The 14,731-nt window shown below is 38.7% G+C and carries 14 protein-coding genes and 1 pseudogene; 6 read left to right on the top strand and 9 right to left on the bottom strand.

Annotated features, from left to right (window positions below):
- Window positions 1-143: 143 nt before the first annotated feature.
- From MSKOL_RS09270 to MSKOL_RS09260, 3 genes are all read right to left on the bottom strand, one after another.
- Window positions 144-884 carry an ABC transporter ATP-binding protein gene (locus MSKOL_RS09270; RefSeq protein ID WP_048120455.1) on the bottom strand — a complete coding sequence of 247 codons (741 nt, stop codon included), beginning with the start codon at window positions 882-884 and terminating at the stop codon, window positions 144-146.
- Window positions 885-1,063: 179 nt separating this feature from the next.
- A complete protein-coding gene (locus MSKOL_RS09265) occupies window positions 1,064-1,270 on the bottom strand; it encodes a helix-turn-helix transcriptional regulator (protein WP_048123852.1) in 207 nt (68 codons plus the stop codon).
- Window positions 1,271-1,289: 19 nt separating this feature from the next.
- Window positions 1,290-1,685 carry a hypothetical protein gene (locus tag MSKOL_RS09260; protein ID WP_048155544.1) on the bottom strand — a complete coding sequence of 132 codons (396 nt, stop codon included), beginning with the start codon at window positions 1,683-1,685 and terminating at the stop codon, window positions 1,290-1,292.
- Window positions 1,686-2,314: 629 nt separating this feature from the next.
- Between MSKOL_RS09260 and MSKOL_RS09255 the strand changes: the two genes are divergently transcribed.
- Window positions 2,315-2,896 (top strand): DUF2121 domain-containing protein, encoded by a 582-nt coding sequence (locus tag MSKOL_RS09255; protein WP_048158264.1) that lies wholly within the window; start codon window positions 2,315-2,317, stop codon window positions 2,894-2,896.
- Window positions 2,897-3,399: 503 nt separating this feature from the next.
- Window positions 3,400-3,603, top strand: a complete 204-nt coding sequence (locus tag MSKOL_RS09250; protein ID WP_156151026.1) for a hypothetical protein — start codon at window positions 3,400-3,402, stop codon at window positions 3,601-3,603.
- Window positions 3,604-3,999: 396 nt separating this feature from the next.
- Here MSKOL_RS09250 and MSKOL_RS09245 read toward each other — a convergent pair whose 3' ends face one another.
- The 3 genes from MSKOL_RS09245 to MSKOL_RS21620 all read right to left on the bottom strand — a co-directional run bounded on the left by MSKOL_RS09245 (window position 4,000) and on the right by MSKOL_RS21620 (window position 5,921).
- Window positions 4,000-5,067 (bottom strand): AI-2E family transporter, encoded by a 1,068-nt coding sequence (locus tag MSKOL_RS09245; RefSeq protein WP_048155542.1) that lies wholly within the window; start codon window positions 5,065-5,067, stop codon window positions 4,000-4,002.
- Window positions 5,068-5,179: 112 nt separating this feature from the next.
- On the bottom strand, window positions 5,180-5,707 hold the full coding sequence (locus MSKOL_RS09240; RefSeq protein WP_048155539.1) for an LURP-one-related/scramblase family protein: 528 nt from the start codon (window positions 5,705-5,707) through the stop codon (window positions 5,180-5,182).
- 130 nt (window positions 5,708-5,837) lie between these two features.
- Window positions 5,838-5,921 (bottom strand): hypothetical protein, encoded by an 84-nt coding sequence (locus tag MSKOL_RS21620; RefSeq protein WP_369799542.1) that lies wholly within the window; start codon window positions 5,919-5,921, stop codon window positions 5,838-5,840.
- 21 nt (window positions 5,922-5,942) lie between these two features.
- On the opposite strand from MSKOL_RS21620, the pseudogene MSKOL_RS21615 reads away from it, so the two are divergent.
- Window positions 5,943-6,017 (top strand): annotated as a pseudogene (locus tag MSKOL_RS21615) (hypothetical protein); the annotation flags it as partial.
- Here the strand turns inward: MSKOL_RS21615 and MSKOL_RS09235 are convergent.
- The gene (locus MSKOL_RS09235) at window positions 5,989-7,149 is read right to left on the bottom strand and encodes an iron-containing alcohol dehydrogenase (protein WP_048155536.1); all 1,161 of its coding nucleotides are present in this window, start codon (window positions 7,147-7,149) and stop codon (window positions 5,989-5,991) included. The pseudogene MSKOL_RS21615 and the gene MSKOL_RS09235 sit on opposite strands and share 29 nt — an antisense overlap.
- A 502-nt stretch (window positions 7,150-7,651) precedes the next feature.
- On the opposite strand from MSKOL_RS09235, the gene MSKOL_RS09230 reads away from it, so the two are divergent.
- Together MSKOL_RS09230 and MSKOL_RS09225 are read left to right on the top strand one after the other, a co-directional pair.
- Entirely contained in the window at window positions 7,652-9,727 is a 2,076-nt protein-coding gene (locus MSKOL_RS09230; RefSeq protein WP_082091086.1) for an amylo-alpha-1,6-glucosidase, read from the top strand.
- 16 nt (window positions 9,728-9,743) lie between these two features.
- Window positions 9,744-10,763, top strand: a complete 1,020-nt coding sequence (locus tag MSKOL_RS09225; RefSeq protein WP_048158262.1) for a glycosidase — start codon at window positions 9,744-9,746, stop codon at window positions 10,761-10,763.
- A gap of 263 nt (window positions 10,764-11,026) precedes the next feature.
- On the opposite strand, the gene MSKOL_RS09220 is transcribed toward MSKOL_RS09225, so the two are convergent.
- A complete protein-coding gene (locus tag MSKOL_RS09220) occupies window positions 11,027-12,574 on the bottom strand; it encodes a PKD domain-containing protein (RefSeq protein ID WP_231592583.1) in 1,548 nt (515 codons plus the stop codon).
- Between the two features lie 316 nt (window positions 12,575-12,890).
- A complete protein-coding gene (locus MSKOL_RS09215; protein WP_048155534.1) occupies window positions 12,891-13,475 on the bottom strand; it encodes a UPF0228 family protein in 585 nt (194 codons plus the stop codon).
- A 978-nt stretch (window positions 13,476-14,453) separates the two neighbouring features.
- Between MSKOL_RS09215 and MSKOL_RS20075 the strand changes: the two genes are divergently transcribed.
- Entirely contained in the window at window positions 14,454-14,615 is a 162-nt protein-coding gene (locus MSKOL_RS20075; protein WP_156151025.1) for a hypothetical protein, read from the top strand.
- Window positions 14,616-14,731: the final 116 nt, after the last annotated feature.

Genomic DNA, 14,731 nt, shown 5'->3' with positions numbered 1-14,731 from the left:
TCTGAAACAATCATAGCTAAACCTGATGTTTTTAATTAGTCTTAGTAGTTGTAATTTAGTCTTAGCCTTTAGTTTAGTCTGCAATACAAACTTAGATTGAATATAAGTTAGATCTATTCTAAAACCGCTCCATAGTTTTCCTCTCAGGTCTCGGTCTCCAGCATCCTTTGTTGAGTTTCTGGGTCAATTTTTTCTTCATTCATTTCATCCCTGATGATTTTACCATCCTTCAGTTCGATGTGCCTGCTTGCATATTTCGCAAGGTGCAGGTCATGAGTAACCATAACAATTGTTTTGCCTTCTTCTTTCCAGAGCCTGTATAAAATTCCCAGTAATTCTTTTCCGGTAACACTGTCCAGAGCTCCTGTTGGCTCATCTGCAAGAATGATTTCAGGGTTACAGGCCAGAGCTCTTGCAATCGAGACTCTTTGTTGCTGGCCACCTGAAAGTTGAGAGGGCTTATGTTGAATTTTATCCGAAAGCCCTAAAAGCGAAAGCATTTTCTTTGCTCGTTTTTCTGCCACCCTGTCATCAATTTCCTGGATTTCCAGGGGCAAAAGCACATTTTCAAGAGCTGTCATGGCAGGAATCAAGTTGTACTGCTGGAAAACAAACCCAATTGTTCTGCCTCTCAGGGCTGCAAGATCCGATTCTTCAAGGCGAGCTATATTCCGGCCTTTCAGGAAAATCTTACCTTTTGTAGGGGTGTCAAGGCAGCCAACAAGGTTCATCATTGTGGACTTTCCACTTCCAGAGGGCCCAATTATTGCAACGAACTCTCCTTTTTTGAACTCCACGTTCACATCTCTGAGGGCATTGACCTGGACTTCTCCCATTTGATAAATTTTCCAGACATTCTGAAAGGCTATAAGTATATTTTCCATGTTTTCTCCTGCAAAACTTAGCAAACTTATTATAATATTAAATTATTTAAAAGTTTATCTTGATTTTTTTTAAAACGGCATACCTATTTATAGAAAAATAAAAGAAAATATAAACTTCAATTAATGAAAAAATACAAAAGTTCTAAAAATACTGTGAGGACGAAGGTATTTTTTAGGACTCATTCGAAATCCGAATCTTCAAAAAGAAACAACTCGTCGATTGTGGTGTCCAGGCACCTTGAGATCCTATATGCAAGTTTTAGTGAGGGGTTGTATTTTCCTTTCTCAAGAAAAACAATGGTTTCTCTCCTGACACCTACCATTTTTGCAAGGGCTTCCTGAGTAAGGTCATGCCTGGCTCGGAATTCCTTGATTCTTGTTTTCACGGTTTGCCCTCCGAAAGCCTTACTCAATGTCGCCTTTTCGCATGAAATACCACCTGAAAACGTTTGCTGAAATGGTCATGAAGATAAGAAGTATACCAAGCACGCTTCCAGCAGTAAACTCAACCATTTTGAAGTAGTCCGCCAAATAGAACACTGAAATGAGTACCAGTGTCAGAAGCCAGGAATAAGTTATCCCATAAGCTGCTAGTTTTTTTGTCCTTTCATCCCTATCTGGAAGGTCACCCTGCCTGAAGAACCTGAAAGCTGTTAGAATAAAGAGAATTAGCCCCATGCTGATTAGAAAACTTGAAGCCGAAGCTTCATGTTTATAACAAGTTGCTGATACTATTCCAGCAAGCAGAATAATAACTCCTAAAGCAAGCTTGTACATATATATCTTTTTTATATTTTTCATAGCTATCCCTTTGAATAATCTTGATTTCAATAAGCGTAGCCTAGTGGAGTCTATTTTATTTAACACTACAAAGGTATTTTTCCTTATTTACAACATATTATTAGATATTAATAACATTTAATTAATTATCTCTAACATTTAGTTAGATATAGTTAACATATGTTAGATCCATATAACATATATTCATATTTAAAGTTTATCAAAAAAGAAATCTTAGCCCGGAGTCAAAATCAAACTTTCTTTCTTCTTTTTCCTTTTTTCTTTTATCTATTGCTTTTTCTGAAAATGTCCTTCTCACATTTGATCTGCTAGCCGAGTCAACAGTAAAGTGTCGTATAAAATCAATTGCAATTATTCATAAATATTGAATTCTTAATGATTGACTCGACACCAGACTATCCTGACAAATATTCTGACAAAGCTACAAAGCATAATACAAGGCATATTTTATGTGCTGGTCAGAGTCATAGAAAGCCCGCAAGACATTTATTTCGATACAACTAGAAGAATATTCCAGTAGATGTGAGATAAGAAACAGATGAAGTGGATCAAAAACACAAATGGCTTATAAGACAGAAGATCCCTTAAAATGCAGAATATTTTTTATACAGGTTCTGGAGCAGATTAAAATGACCCTTGTTATCGCTTTTATCGGGAAGAACGGTGCAGTAATGACCGGAGACCTGCGGGAAATAACTTTTGAAGGAGAGAAGCAGAACAGAGAAAAGCTTGAAAAAGATCTTTACAACGGGACAATAGTCACGGATGACGAACTCGCAAAAAAAGCCCGAGAATTCGGGGTCGGCATAACTGTTACGGACTGCAAAAGCAAGATATCGGAAAGAGAAGGCATTTTAATAGGGGAAGTATCCTCAATTGAAGGCGGGGTCACCAAAAAAAGAAGGCTGTATGCCTCAGCCGGGAACCACGCAATTGCCGAGATCAGGGATTCCGAGATAACTTTAACCTCACACACAAAGGGAAGTAATTTAATAGTTCTCGGGAACGATTTCACAAAGCAGGTAGCCAATAAATGCTTCAAAGACAATTGGACGAAGAAGAGCACTTTTCAGGATGCCATCAAAATTCTCATTCTCTGTATGGAAACTGCAGCAAGGAAAACCGCGTCTGTGAGCAAGCAGTTCTTTTTGATTCAGACTACTTCAAACGTTGATGTTTTAAAAATTGTAGAGAAGGACCGAAATAACTGAAAAAGCAGAAGAAATAACCGAAAATAAATCCAGCTATTCTTATAAGTCCAGCGGATATCGAATTGAAAATAGTGTTATCCATAGGGAATGAATAAGAACCAAAAAACCAATAAATTTATATTGGTTTCTGCAGATTATTATATACGCGAATAAGATCTGTTAGAACAGGTGTTAAAACGGTAGGAAAATTCTACACTACTTTTATATTATAAAAATTCGCGAGCAATACCAAAACACACATGAAATTCTTCGAATAACAGGCACAAAGAAATGCAGGTACTTGAAAGAACTTTCGTGCTAAATGAAAGTACTTGAAAGAACTTTCATGCTAAACATAAATAAAAACATTACTGCAAATTGCAGACAGAATTGTTTGTCGATACATATGCTGAAAAGCATCTGTCATTTAAGCTGAAATAATTGAGCCATCTATATTTGCTTCTTTTTTTGGATGGTTGTTCGGAAACAGCATATTGTATCATGGAATTGTAGAGTTGATAGATATGGAAATGGAAAAAAAGAGCTTTCTAAAATCACTAGGATTTAGGCGAGAAATTAAGATAGTTGCAAAGTGTACATGTCCGTTATGTGAGGAGAGAGTAGACGAAGACGAATTCCGAAGCGAAGCGTTTGTCAAGGAATTCAAGATTTCAGGACTGTGCCAGGGATGTCAGGACACGGTTTTTGGATACAGGGTAGCATGGTGATCGATCAATTACCCTATATAAGGTATTGAAAATCCCTGTTTAAGGTGGCAAGCATGGATTTTGATTTACCTCTACATTTTATTCCTCACAGAAAAAGTTTCATATTTTTTCACTAATTTCTTGTTTTTACTCTTCTTTTCGTCATTTCTTGTTCATATTTTCAGATTCGATATCGATCCCGATTTTAAGGAAATTTCCGCAAAAGTTCACTTTTGAACCTTAGTTCCGCATTTTTAAGCACATAAATGTCGCCTAATATCGATACGTGTGCTTAAACTTAAGCACATTATCTACAAGGCAAATATTTTTAAATCGCAATCATCTGACCTTACAGAGATACCGAAAAGCATATATGCGCCTAAAAAGGCGGAAGTTAGGTTTGAAGAGTCCATTTCCTCAACTTTCTTCAGTTTCTTCAATCGGGCCCATCAATCTGGCCAGCCATTTTGTTTCCTCAAAGCTTTCAAGTATAATCTTCAAAACTATTGTAAGCGGTATTGAAAGCAGCACACCTGCAAGTCCAAACACGAAATTCCAGTAGAGAAGAGCAAGAAACAGGAAAGCAGGAGATAGTTGCAGGCCTTTTCCCATAAGTGATGGAAAAAGAACATTTTCTGCAAGCGCGTCCACAGCAACAATAATTAGAATGACTGCAAGAGCACCTAGAGGCCCATACTTGAAAAGCGCAAGCATTATTGGAGGAACAGAAGCAATAACCAGACCAATATAGGGAATATAACTTAACAGAAATATGAGGACTCCCCAGAGAATAGCATAGTCAATGCCTCCGATGAAGAGGAGGAGAGCAATTGTAATACCAGTTATAAGGTTTATTTCTGCTCTTATGACAATGAATTTTACCAGCTTCTTGCTAAATTTACTTATCCTCAAGCGGAGTTCGGACTGCTTTCCAATTTCCGAGTCTACTTTTTCAGAAGTATTGGCGGCATCAATTAGCAGAAATGCTGCTGTAACAATAATAATTCCGACTGTTGCTCCGGCATTCACAATTCCGTTAACGGTATTTGCCATGAGAGAAATTGTTATCGACACGATACTACGGAGAATCGACTGTATGGAAAATTCTTCATATGAAGGGATATATTTTGTAAGGTTATTCGCCAATTCAGTCAACTGAGCTTGATAAATCGGGATCTGATTTCCAAACTGCAATGCTGCTTCAACAACTATTACCCCAAGAACCAGGATAATTAAAGTAAATAGTAAGATTACCAGAATAACACTCAATGTACCTGGAATCCCTCGTTGTTTTAGCCAGCGGACAAGTGGAGTAAAGATCAGTGCAGTAAACACAGAGAAAAAGACTACTGTAAGTATTGATGCAATTTCCCGCATCCCTATTGTCAAAATAACGGCAGCGGTGCTGTAAAGTAAAATTTTAGCGGGTACTGAGTGATCATTTGAATTTATATTTTCATCCCCCCTATATTCTTTCGCAGTCATCCATAGAAATTTGTGCCCTGCTTTTTCCTCCTATAGAAGTAACATTTGTCAAATCTATCAATATTACTTGCCTTAGACCAGCTATTTCTTCTAGCTTTTCTCAGGCTAGAACTCAGTCCTCATGCGCCATTTGATCGAGTGCAGCTGTAATCGCCAGAATGAATGCATTGTCCTGTCCAGGTTCGATTTCCACTCCATAAGTATCCCGGATGTGGAACCATTTTTTCGAGATTTCTGCAATTCTCTCTCCTTCAACATCAATCCGATACTCATGATCAAGAATATCGCCTTTTAATTTCATTTCCGGCCCATCCGAAATTTCAACAGTCCAGCTGTCCCTCAAAATATTAATGAACGATTTTTTAATTGTTGCAGCCAGGCCGTCATCCACTCGCGTGATATCCATTGTATCCCTTATTTTTAGTAACCTCTCCTGAATTTTGTAAAGATCTCTTCCCTGTGCATCCTTTAAAATCAGGGTGTTTCGGAGACGAAATGCCTTACCGTCAACATAAAATTCTCGTTTTCCTTCTTCATTCTCGATCCAGTAATCATCTCCAATGGAAACAAGTTTTTCGTGCATTCTGTATATGTGCTTTTTTTCTTCGTCATGGCCTTCATGGCCGCCAAATAGTTTCATCAAGAATCATTCTCCTTATTTATTCAATCTCAAAACCTTCTCTTGAAGACGCAATTTACTGATCTTATCATAAAACAAAGAAAAATAAAAACAAAGAAGGATAATAATAGTTCGTTTATTAGCAAGATAGTTAACAATTTAAAATCTCAATTTCAGGTGTTCTTTCCAGGCATGCTCTTTCCAGGTTTGAGTTTTCTAGAGTTACTCTCTCCAGAATTGTTCTCTCCAGAATTGTTCTCTCCAGAATTGTTCTCTCCAGAATTGTTCTCTCCAGGCATTTTTCACATGGCCTTTCTGTATATTTCGATAATATCTTCCTTTGAAAGTTCTCTAGGGTTTGTCAGGCGGCAGACATCTTGCATTGCATGTTCAGCCAGGAGTTCGAGATCTTCTTCCTTTGCGCCAAGCTCTTTTAAGCCAGAAGGAATTCCTATATCCAATGCAAGTTTCCTGATGGCTTCTATAGCTCGGTCTGCAGCTTCTTCATGGCTTAATCCCTCCACTTTTTCTCCCATTGCCCGAGCAATATCGGCAAAACGTTCCGGGACGACCTTCTTGTTGTATGCTTCCACATACGGAAGAAGAATCGCGTTGCAAACCCCATGAGGAAAGTTATAAAGCCCCCCTAGCTGGTGCGCCATGGAATGTACATAACCAAGGCTTGCGTTGTTGAAAGCGATACCTGCGAGATATTCGGCATGCGCCATCATATCCCTGGTCCCCACGTCTTCTCCGTGGGCAACGGCTTCACGTAAATATTTTGAGATAAGTTCTATGGACTTGATAGCAGCTGCATCTGTTGTAGGCGTTGCCATGGTAGAAACATAAGCTTCAACTGCATGGGTTAAAGCGTCCATACCGGTTGCAGCCGTAAGTGCAGGCGGCATGCTTACCATGAGTTCAGGGTCGTTAACTGCAATATCAGGAGTAATGCGCGGGTCGACGATTGCCATTTTGATATGTCGCTTCGTATCCGTAATAATTGTGAAACTTGTCATCTCACTCGCAGTGCCAGCAGTCGTATTTACTGTGATAAGTGGAGGAGTTCCTTTTGTAACTTTTCCTACGCCTTCATAATCATTGATCAATCCACCGTTATGTACCACAATTCCAATTGCCTTTGCGCAGTCCATAGGGCTTCCTCCTCCGACAGCAATTATTATGTTGCAGTTCTCTTTTCTGTAAATATCCGCTCCTTCCATAACTGAAGTATCGGTCGGATTTGGGTCTGCTCTTGGAAAGATTGTGCCTTCCAGACCGGAATCTTCAAGAATTTTGTATATGTTCTGTGCAAGCTGCTCTCCATGCTTGCTTTTGCCGGAAACTATAAGGGCTTTTGTAGCTCCAAGGGCTTTTGCATGCTTGCCGATCTCTTTTACGCAGCCAGCCCCCATCAGGGCTACTTTTGGGTTCAGATAGATATATGTCCTGTTTTCGGTCATGATTTATACTCCCCCTGATAACTCTTTTTAGATACCTCTAAACAGATCTTTATGAATTTTTTATTGAAAACTCAAAATATTAATGGAAATCATTTTTCCCGGTAACTAATAAAGTTTTGCTCCGTGACATAATTTTTGAAGCCGTGATCAAAAGTTATGAGAGTAAAGTGTTTATCCCGAAATCATTTCGCTTTTTTAATTTCTTTTATTACAATGATCTGTCATATACAGGTGACCACCATTTCGCTTCAACTTCGAAGTTGTTTCATTTTATAGAATCATTCTACATTACCAAAATGAAACTTAAAATACTCATATAGATATAAATCCAAGTATAAATATTAGTGTAACTGTAAATATAAATATAACCAGATATATAAATTTTAAAATATATACAAGCGAGATGGCTGAAAAACATACAAAAAAGAGCCAATAGATCCGGATAAACTTGTTTTTTTCCAAACGTATAGCTATTTAATAAATCAATCCTAATTAAATATACATGAGTGGGATCAGGCTTGGGGCAGATTGTCTTTCAACATACGAAGAAGGAATAAAAAGAGAGTGGATTATAGGAAACGGACTTGGAGGATATGCTTCCTCTACCGTTATCGGGGCAGGCACAAGGACTTACCACGGGCTGCTTGTGGCTGCTCCAGAAAACTCACCAGGAAGGTTTGTACTGCTTTCTTCTCTTGATGAGGAAATCTCTACTGATGAAGAAATTTATAAACTTGCCGTCCATAAATTTACAGATACTGTTTCTCCCACGGGCTTCAATTGCCTTTCCGAATACATTCAAAACCCATTTCCGCTCTGGGTTTACCAGCCTGGCGATTTTACAGTGAAGAAAAAAGTCTTCATGGTCCATAACAGTAACACGACCTGTATTCTCTATGATATCGAATCCATAACAGAAGAAGCTTTACTGAAAATATTTCCGTTGATAAACTCAAGAGACTTCCATTACACTGCTCGCTCAGGATACCTTTCTTTTTCTCAGAAAGCTTATCCAGAGGGAGTAGATCTGGAGAGTTCTAATGGTTTTACCTTCTCTCTTTCATCCAACCTTGAATATCATTCTGATCCCAGGTGGTACTATAACCTGGAGTATGATGCTGAAAAGCAAAGAGGGCTTAACTATCAGGAAGATAATTTCAGTCCTGGCTATTTCGAAGGCAAACTCAAACCTGGAACTTCTCGTTTCTTTATCATTGCTTCAACAGACGACATTCCTCCTCTTAACCTCAGGAAAGTTGATGAACTCTATAAAAGGGCAGTAAACCGACAGAACCTCCTTATTCTCAATTCCAGGCTTACAGATCCCTTTGCTCTTAAACTTCTCAGGGCGACGGACACTTTTACAGTGAAGAATCCTTTTTCAGGTGAAAATACTATAATTGCAGGATATCACTGGTACTCTGACTGGGGAAGGGATACCATGATCTCTCTGACTGGCCTGTATCTAATTCCTTATCGTCATGAAGAGGCCAGGTCCGTTCTCATGAATTTTGCTAAATATTGCAGGAAAGGCTTAATTCCCAACACTTTTCCGTCTTTTGGAGGAGAGCCAGTATATAATACGGTAGACGCTTCTCTCTGGTTTATCCATGCTGTTAGCCGCTATTTTGCATATACGGGCAACTTTCTTTTCCTCGCAGATATCTGGGACACTATAGAGGCTATTATAGATAACTACCGTAAAGGTACGAACTTTGGAATCTGCATGGATTCTGATCATCTTATTCAACAGGGGCCTCAATTAACCTGGATGGACGCTAAAATTGGAGAGCGGGCAGTAACTCCAAGAGCAGGTAAAGCCTGTGAAATCAATGCCCTCTGGTACAACGCCTTGAAAATTGCTTCCAGCCTGGGTACTATTCTTGGAAAAGAGGTCTTTTTATATGAGATGCTTGCAGATGGTGTTGCCTCAAATTTTGAAAGCACTTTCTGGAACCCGGAAACTAACTGTCTCTTTGACCTTGTATGTCAGGATGAAGCCGGAAACGAGGTTAAAGACCCTGCAATTCGCCCCAATCAAATCTTCGCAGTAGCTCTTCCTAATACCATGCTCCCCCCTGATAAAGAAAAAGCGATTGTGGACAGAGTTGAAAAAGACCTTTTGACGCCTTTTGGGCTTAGAAGTCTTTCGAGTGATCATCCTTTATACAAAGGACAGTATCACGGGGATGCATTCACCCGAGATACAGCTTATCATAACGGGACAGCCTGGCCCTGGCTCCTTGGCGCTTATGTGAGAGCTTACCGGAAAGTTAACAATTATTCCAAAAAGAGTCTTGAAGATATGAGGGCTCTCCTTGAGGGCTTTGATACGCATTTCGAAACCGCAGGCTTTGGTACCATTTCCGAAGTTTTTAATGGTGATTATCCTCATTCTCCAGGCGGGTGCATAGCTCAGGCCTGGAGCGTTGCAGAAATTTTTAGAGCATATGTAGAGGATGTGCTTGAGGTCAGGCCACTTTTAAGCACAATATCCCCGGTAGTCTTAAGCACAATATCCCAGGAAATGGATATGATGAGCTTCTCATCTATGAAGATAAATGAGAAAACAACATAAGCTGAAGGGGAATAATATGACCTGGAAAGACCATGGGGAGCTATTTATACGGTCTAGAAAAAATCCAATACTTACGGTTGAAGACTGGCCTTATAGAGCCAATTCAGTATTTAACCCAGCAGCTGCCATAATCGATGGTAAAATTCTGTTGCTGGTCAGGGTTGAGGACCACAGGGGTTTTTCTCATTTTACAGTTGCAAGGAGTGAAAACGGAATTGATGGCTGGGAAATTGACAGTGAACCAACCTTTTTTCCGGACCCCGCAAATTATCCTGAAGAGATATATGGCATTGAAGACCCGCGCATAACTTACATCGATGAGATGGGAAAGTGGGCTATAGTATATGTGGCTTTTTCGGATAGTGGCCCTTTGCCAGCTCTTGCCTTTACCGAGGATTTTCGTAACTTTGACCGAGCAGGACCGTTGATGCCTCCCGATAATAAAGACGCTGCCGTTTTTCCTGTAAGGTTTAACGGCAAATGGGCTATGTTACACAGGCCTGCGCCTACTACTCACACTTTGAAGGCTAATATCTGGATCTCCTTTTCGTATGATATGAAATCCTGGGAAAAACCCGAAGTTCTCCTGTATGCCAGAGAAGGTGGATGGTGGGATGCTTATAAAATCGGTTTATGCCCGCAGCCGCTCCGTACACCTGAAGGCTGGTTAATTATGTACCATGGAGTACGCCAGACTACCTCAAAAATTAGTTACAGGCTCGGGCTGGCTCTCCTTGACCTTGAAGATCCCACGAAAGTGCTCCGCAGGTCGGAAGGCTGGATTTTCGGGCCTCGTGAGCCATACGAACGCAGTGGAGATGTCAATGACGTTGTTTTTCCCTGCGGATGGGTAGTAGTAAACGATGAACTCCGCATTTATTACGGAGCTGCCGATACCTCGGTATCAGTTGCCAGCGCAAAATTTAGCGATATTATGGAGTATATCTGCGGATGCCCTGGAAAACAGTGCCCTGAAGAATACTGCAGGCGGTTTGAAGAAAATAGGGGAAAGACTGTTGATCTGAGAAGAGGATAAATCTGGAACTGGATTTGGATTGTCTACTGAAAACCATAATCCTGTATATTTAGTTTTAACATTGATATGGAAGAAACCTAATGTTTAATGCATCCTCTCTACTGTTTTTCTAACTCTATGCCGGATCGCGCAAGAAAAGGTGTAGAATTAGATATGTTTTATCTCAAGCCTGATGGTACTGGTTTAACCATCTACCTATCTTCAATTTAGTCTCACATAGGCAAACATTGTAAAAAGTTCCCCACTCCTTTTATGTTAACCTTTTATTTGTTTTCAGAATATATACCAGGTCTTGTATCTGTTGTCACTTTTATGAAATTTGTCTTCGTTATAGTATTGCTGCCTGCGGCATTGCTCACTGTAAGCGTAATCTTATAGTTTCCTTTCTGTGTATACTGATGTGTTGGATTCTTTTCTCTTGAAATTGTTCCATCTCCAAAACTCCATTTCCATTTAGTTGGTGTTCCTGTACTCTTGTCAGTAAATTTAACTTTTAATGGTGCTTTTCCGGAGGTAGGAGATGCAGAGAATGCAGCAACAGGTTTTGTTATCACTATTATATAATCTGTTTTTGTTACCTTGTTACTGCCTTTAGCATTCTTTACTGTTAAGCTAACAGTATAACTCCCTACTTTGGAATACTTATGCGTGGGATTCTGGAGGTATGACTTTGACCCATCTCCAAAGTTCCAGTACCAGGAAGTTGGGGATCCAGTGCTTGTGTCAGTAAATTTAACGTTTAATGGTGTTTTTCCTGAAGTAGGAGAGGCAGAAAAATCAGCAACTGGAAGGCTTGGGCCATAACTGAGAGTAGCCATGTAAATACCTCCTGGATTGCGACCGTCCTCCCACACTATTCTGTCCCCGTAGATGGCAGGCCTGCCCTGATATGATTCATCAGTAGTTATCTGGGTTTCCGTAGAAGTAGAGAGGTCATACATGTAAATATCATAGTTATCATTTCCTGCCCAGGAGTTACGACCATCAGTCCACACTATCCTGTTACCATAGACTGCAGGTAAGAAATTTTCGATATACTCGAAAGAGGGACCTGGTTCGGTGGGATTGGAGATATTATACATATTAATAAGGTATTCTCCCATTCCATCTTCATACATCCATACGATCCTGTCCCCGTAAATCCTGGGATCATGACTCTGGAATTCCTCTTTAAAAATGCAAGTTTCCTTTTTAGTGGAAAGATCGTACATGAAAATATCGAATCTATGATGATCTATATTGCGATTGTCTTCCCACACAATTTTATCTCTGTATATATCGGGATATTCCTGTGTTGATTCATTAGTTGTTATCTGGTATTCGGTGCAGGTAGAAAGATCGTACATGTAGATATCCCAGTTTCCATCAGCCCAGTTACTTTCGTCCAGGCTTCCTCCATTGCGGCCATCCATCCAAACAATCCTGTTGCCATAGATTCTGGGCCTCAATGTTTTTCCACTGGTTGTAATCTTACTTTCCTTTTTAGTGGAGAGATCGTACATGTAGATATCCCGTTTTCCATTTTGATCATCATCCCAGACGATTCTGTTTCCGTAAATAGCGGGGTTGATCTGATTTGATTTATTGGTGGTAATACGGGTTTCCTTTTTAGTGGAAAGATCATACATGTAGATATCCCAGTTTCCATTGCGGTCATCCTGCCAGACTATCCTATCCCCGTAGATAGCAGGTGCTGATCCGCTGGTACTGATCTGGGTTTCAGTGATCAGTGGTGAATTATTTTGTGCGGTTGCTGCCGATGCTGTAGATATAACGAAAATTAGAAAAATCAAAGCTGCTAATGCTAACATTGTTGAATGCAATTTTTTGTTAATTTTCATTATCTTATTCCTATGTCTTCCTTTTATATTTAATATAAAAAATGTTAATACTTTGGTTATTTAAATTTTTAAACTTTCTCGTTCGAAGACTCTGTTCCAAAAAAAATAATCCCAAAATAAAAAGAAATAACACCGGAGATCTTCACTTTCTGAAATCTGATGGCATTATCCGATAGCGTTATATTTCTTTCATGTGAACAAATTTATAATGTAAATGGAGATATTTTTAAATTTTCAGTAAATATATGAAATTTACTTTTACCCATACAGTTTGAAGAGGATACAGCTAATAACGGTAATCAAGATATATAGAGAAAATATTTTCGTTCTTTTCGAGCTCACTTTTTATTCTGATTGCATCTTTTTCCGGAATCCAATTCTTGGACTCATCTTCAAAACGAATATAACACCAGGTAGACTTTTTCACTTGAATATCATATTTATCGAGTATTTCAAGAAAATTTTCATCTTGAACAGCTTGTTCAGATACCGTAAATACGTAATCATCTCCTTTCCTGATTACATGAGCAGGAGAAGATGTAATCCAATCTTTTTTTTCCTCTTTCATTTTTTGACTTAGTTCACGTCTTATATCCCAATTGTCTTTGTCTAACATTATGTAGTATTTGTCCGCCGGGTGATCAATATTGTACTTTATGCTATAGTTCATAGTAAGGTTGTAGCTTTCAAGAATGGTTTGAACTTCCGAATCGGAAATTCCATCTTCAAATTGAATATACATATCACCTACCTTAAGCTCATCGTTAACTTGCGTTTCCGTATCTACTGGTGTTTTTACAAATAACCCTGCAATTATTACTAGAATCAGAAAAACAATAAAAAAAGCAACTTTCTTGTTAATTCTACTCATACCAATTACCCCAAAAAAGTGAAGAGTTTTAGCTCTTCACTTCACATATATATGACAAGTTTCAGCTCCCCAAGTTTCTAGAAATTGGTGCCCCGATCCAATGGGTAGTGGAGCATTAATCTTCAAATAGTGTAGTCCAACGCCAGAATCTGAGTATCCTCTACAGACTTGAACATGCCCTGGAATCAGACTAACTACATGTCTATTGTTTTTTATTTTGGAGGTAAGTTGACTAAAAATTGGAGTCCCATCGTCAAATGAACCAGTTTTCCCTAACCCTCCTTCAGATCTGCTTGTTCTATAATAATATGTCTGGTCATCAATAGCAACCACTTCATCCATCATTTAATAGATGTGCGTTTGGGTTACCTGGAAAGTACTTTTGAACTCCATAAACTATTATTAATACATTATATATAAGCCACAAACTTTTTCACCAGATCATTAAACTATCCATTTTTCATACTTTTTTTCGAATGAGCTGATCCCAAAACGCAAAATTGCTTCTCTGAATATCGTATTCTGGATTATCAATAAGAGCTTCTAATCCTGAAAAATAATTCTGAAACTCTTATTGATGTGGGAATAATATTGGTTTTGGGATGAGCTCAATCATTAATTATTTCAGAATCCTTGATTGTTGGATGATTTGGCCACAAGTAATTTATTTGAGTATACACCCCAACTCATATTCAAAAATATATATAGAGCCTATTCCAGAACCCAAAATTATGTTCAGAATCTCGGATTTGGAATGATCAATCAGTTTCTTATCTTGGAAAATAGTTCTGAAACTTTTACTGGTTGAGAAAAAATTGGTTTTGGGACGAGCTCATAAAAATGAAGCTAGTTGGCGCATAGATCTCAACGATGAGCCAAGCATAGCAAAATGTATATTCACTTGGTAGTATAAAACTAAAGCAGTACAATGAAATAAAGAAAAACTTAATCAAAAATTAAAATAATAGAGGTGTATATATGGGTGAGTTTAAAAGAATGTGCAAAAAAGCTGCAAAAATAGCTTTTGGTGTTGTTGTGGGCGTTGGTTTAATTGGTTTTGTTAAAGGCTTATGTGTAGGCTATTTAATTGGTCATTACAAAGGTAAGCGTAGTTTGCATAACATAAAATGTACTGATTAGACAGAAGAAAAGCAAAAATAATAGAGATCTGGTTAATCCATCGATAAATTCGACAAATTAATAACAGGTTCCTTTGCATTAGTTGGGGGTTTGCATTGCCTTGTATTTCTTGTCGA

Source organism: Methanosarcina sp. Kolksee (assembly GCF_000969945.1).
In the GTDB taxonomy this organism is placed as follows: domain Archaea; phylum Halobacteriota; class Methanosarcinia; order Methanosarcinales; family Methanosarcinaceae; genus Methanosarcina; species Methanosarcina vacuolata.
The sequence above is the reverse complement of the archived record's forward strand: the minus strand, read 5'-3'. Positions and strand labels throughout refer to the sequence as shown.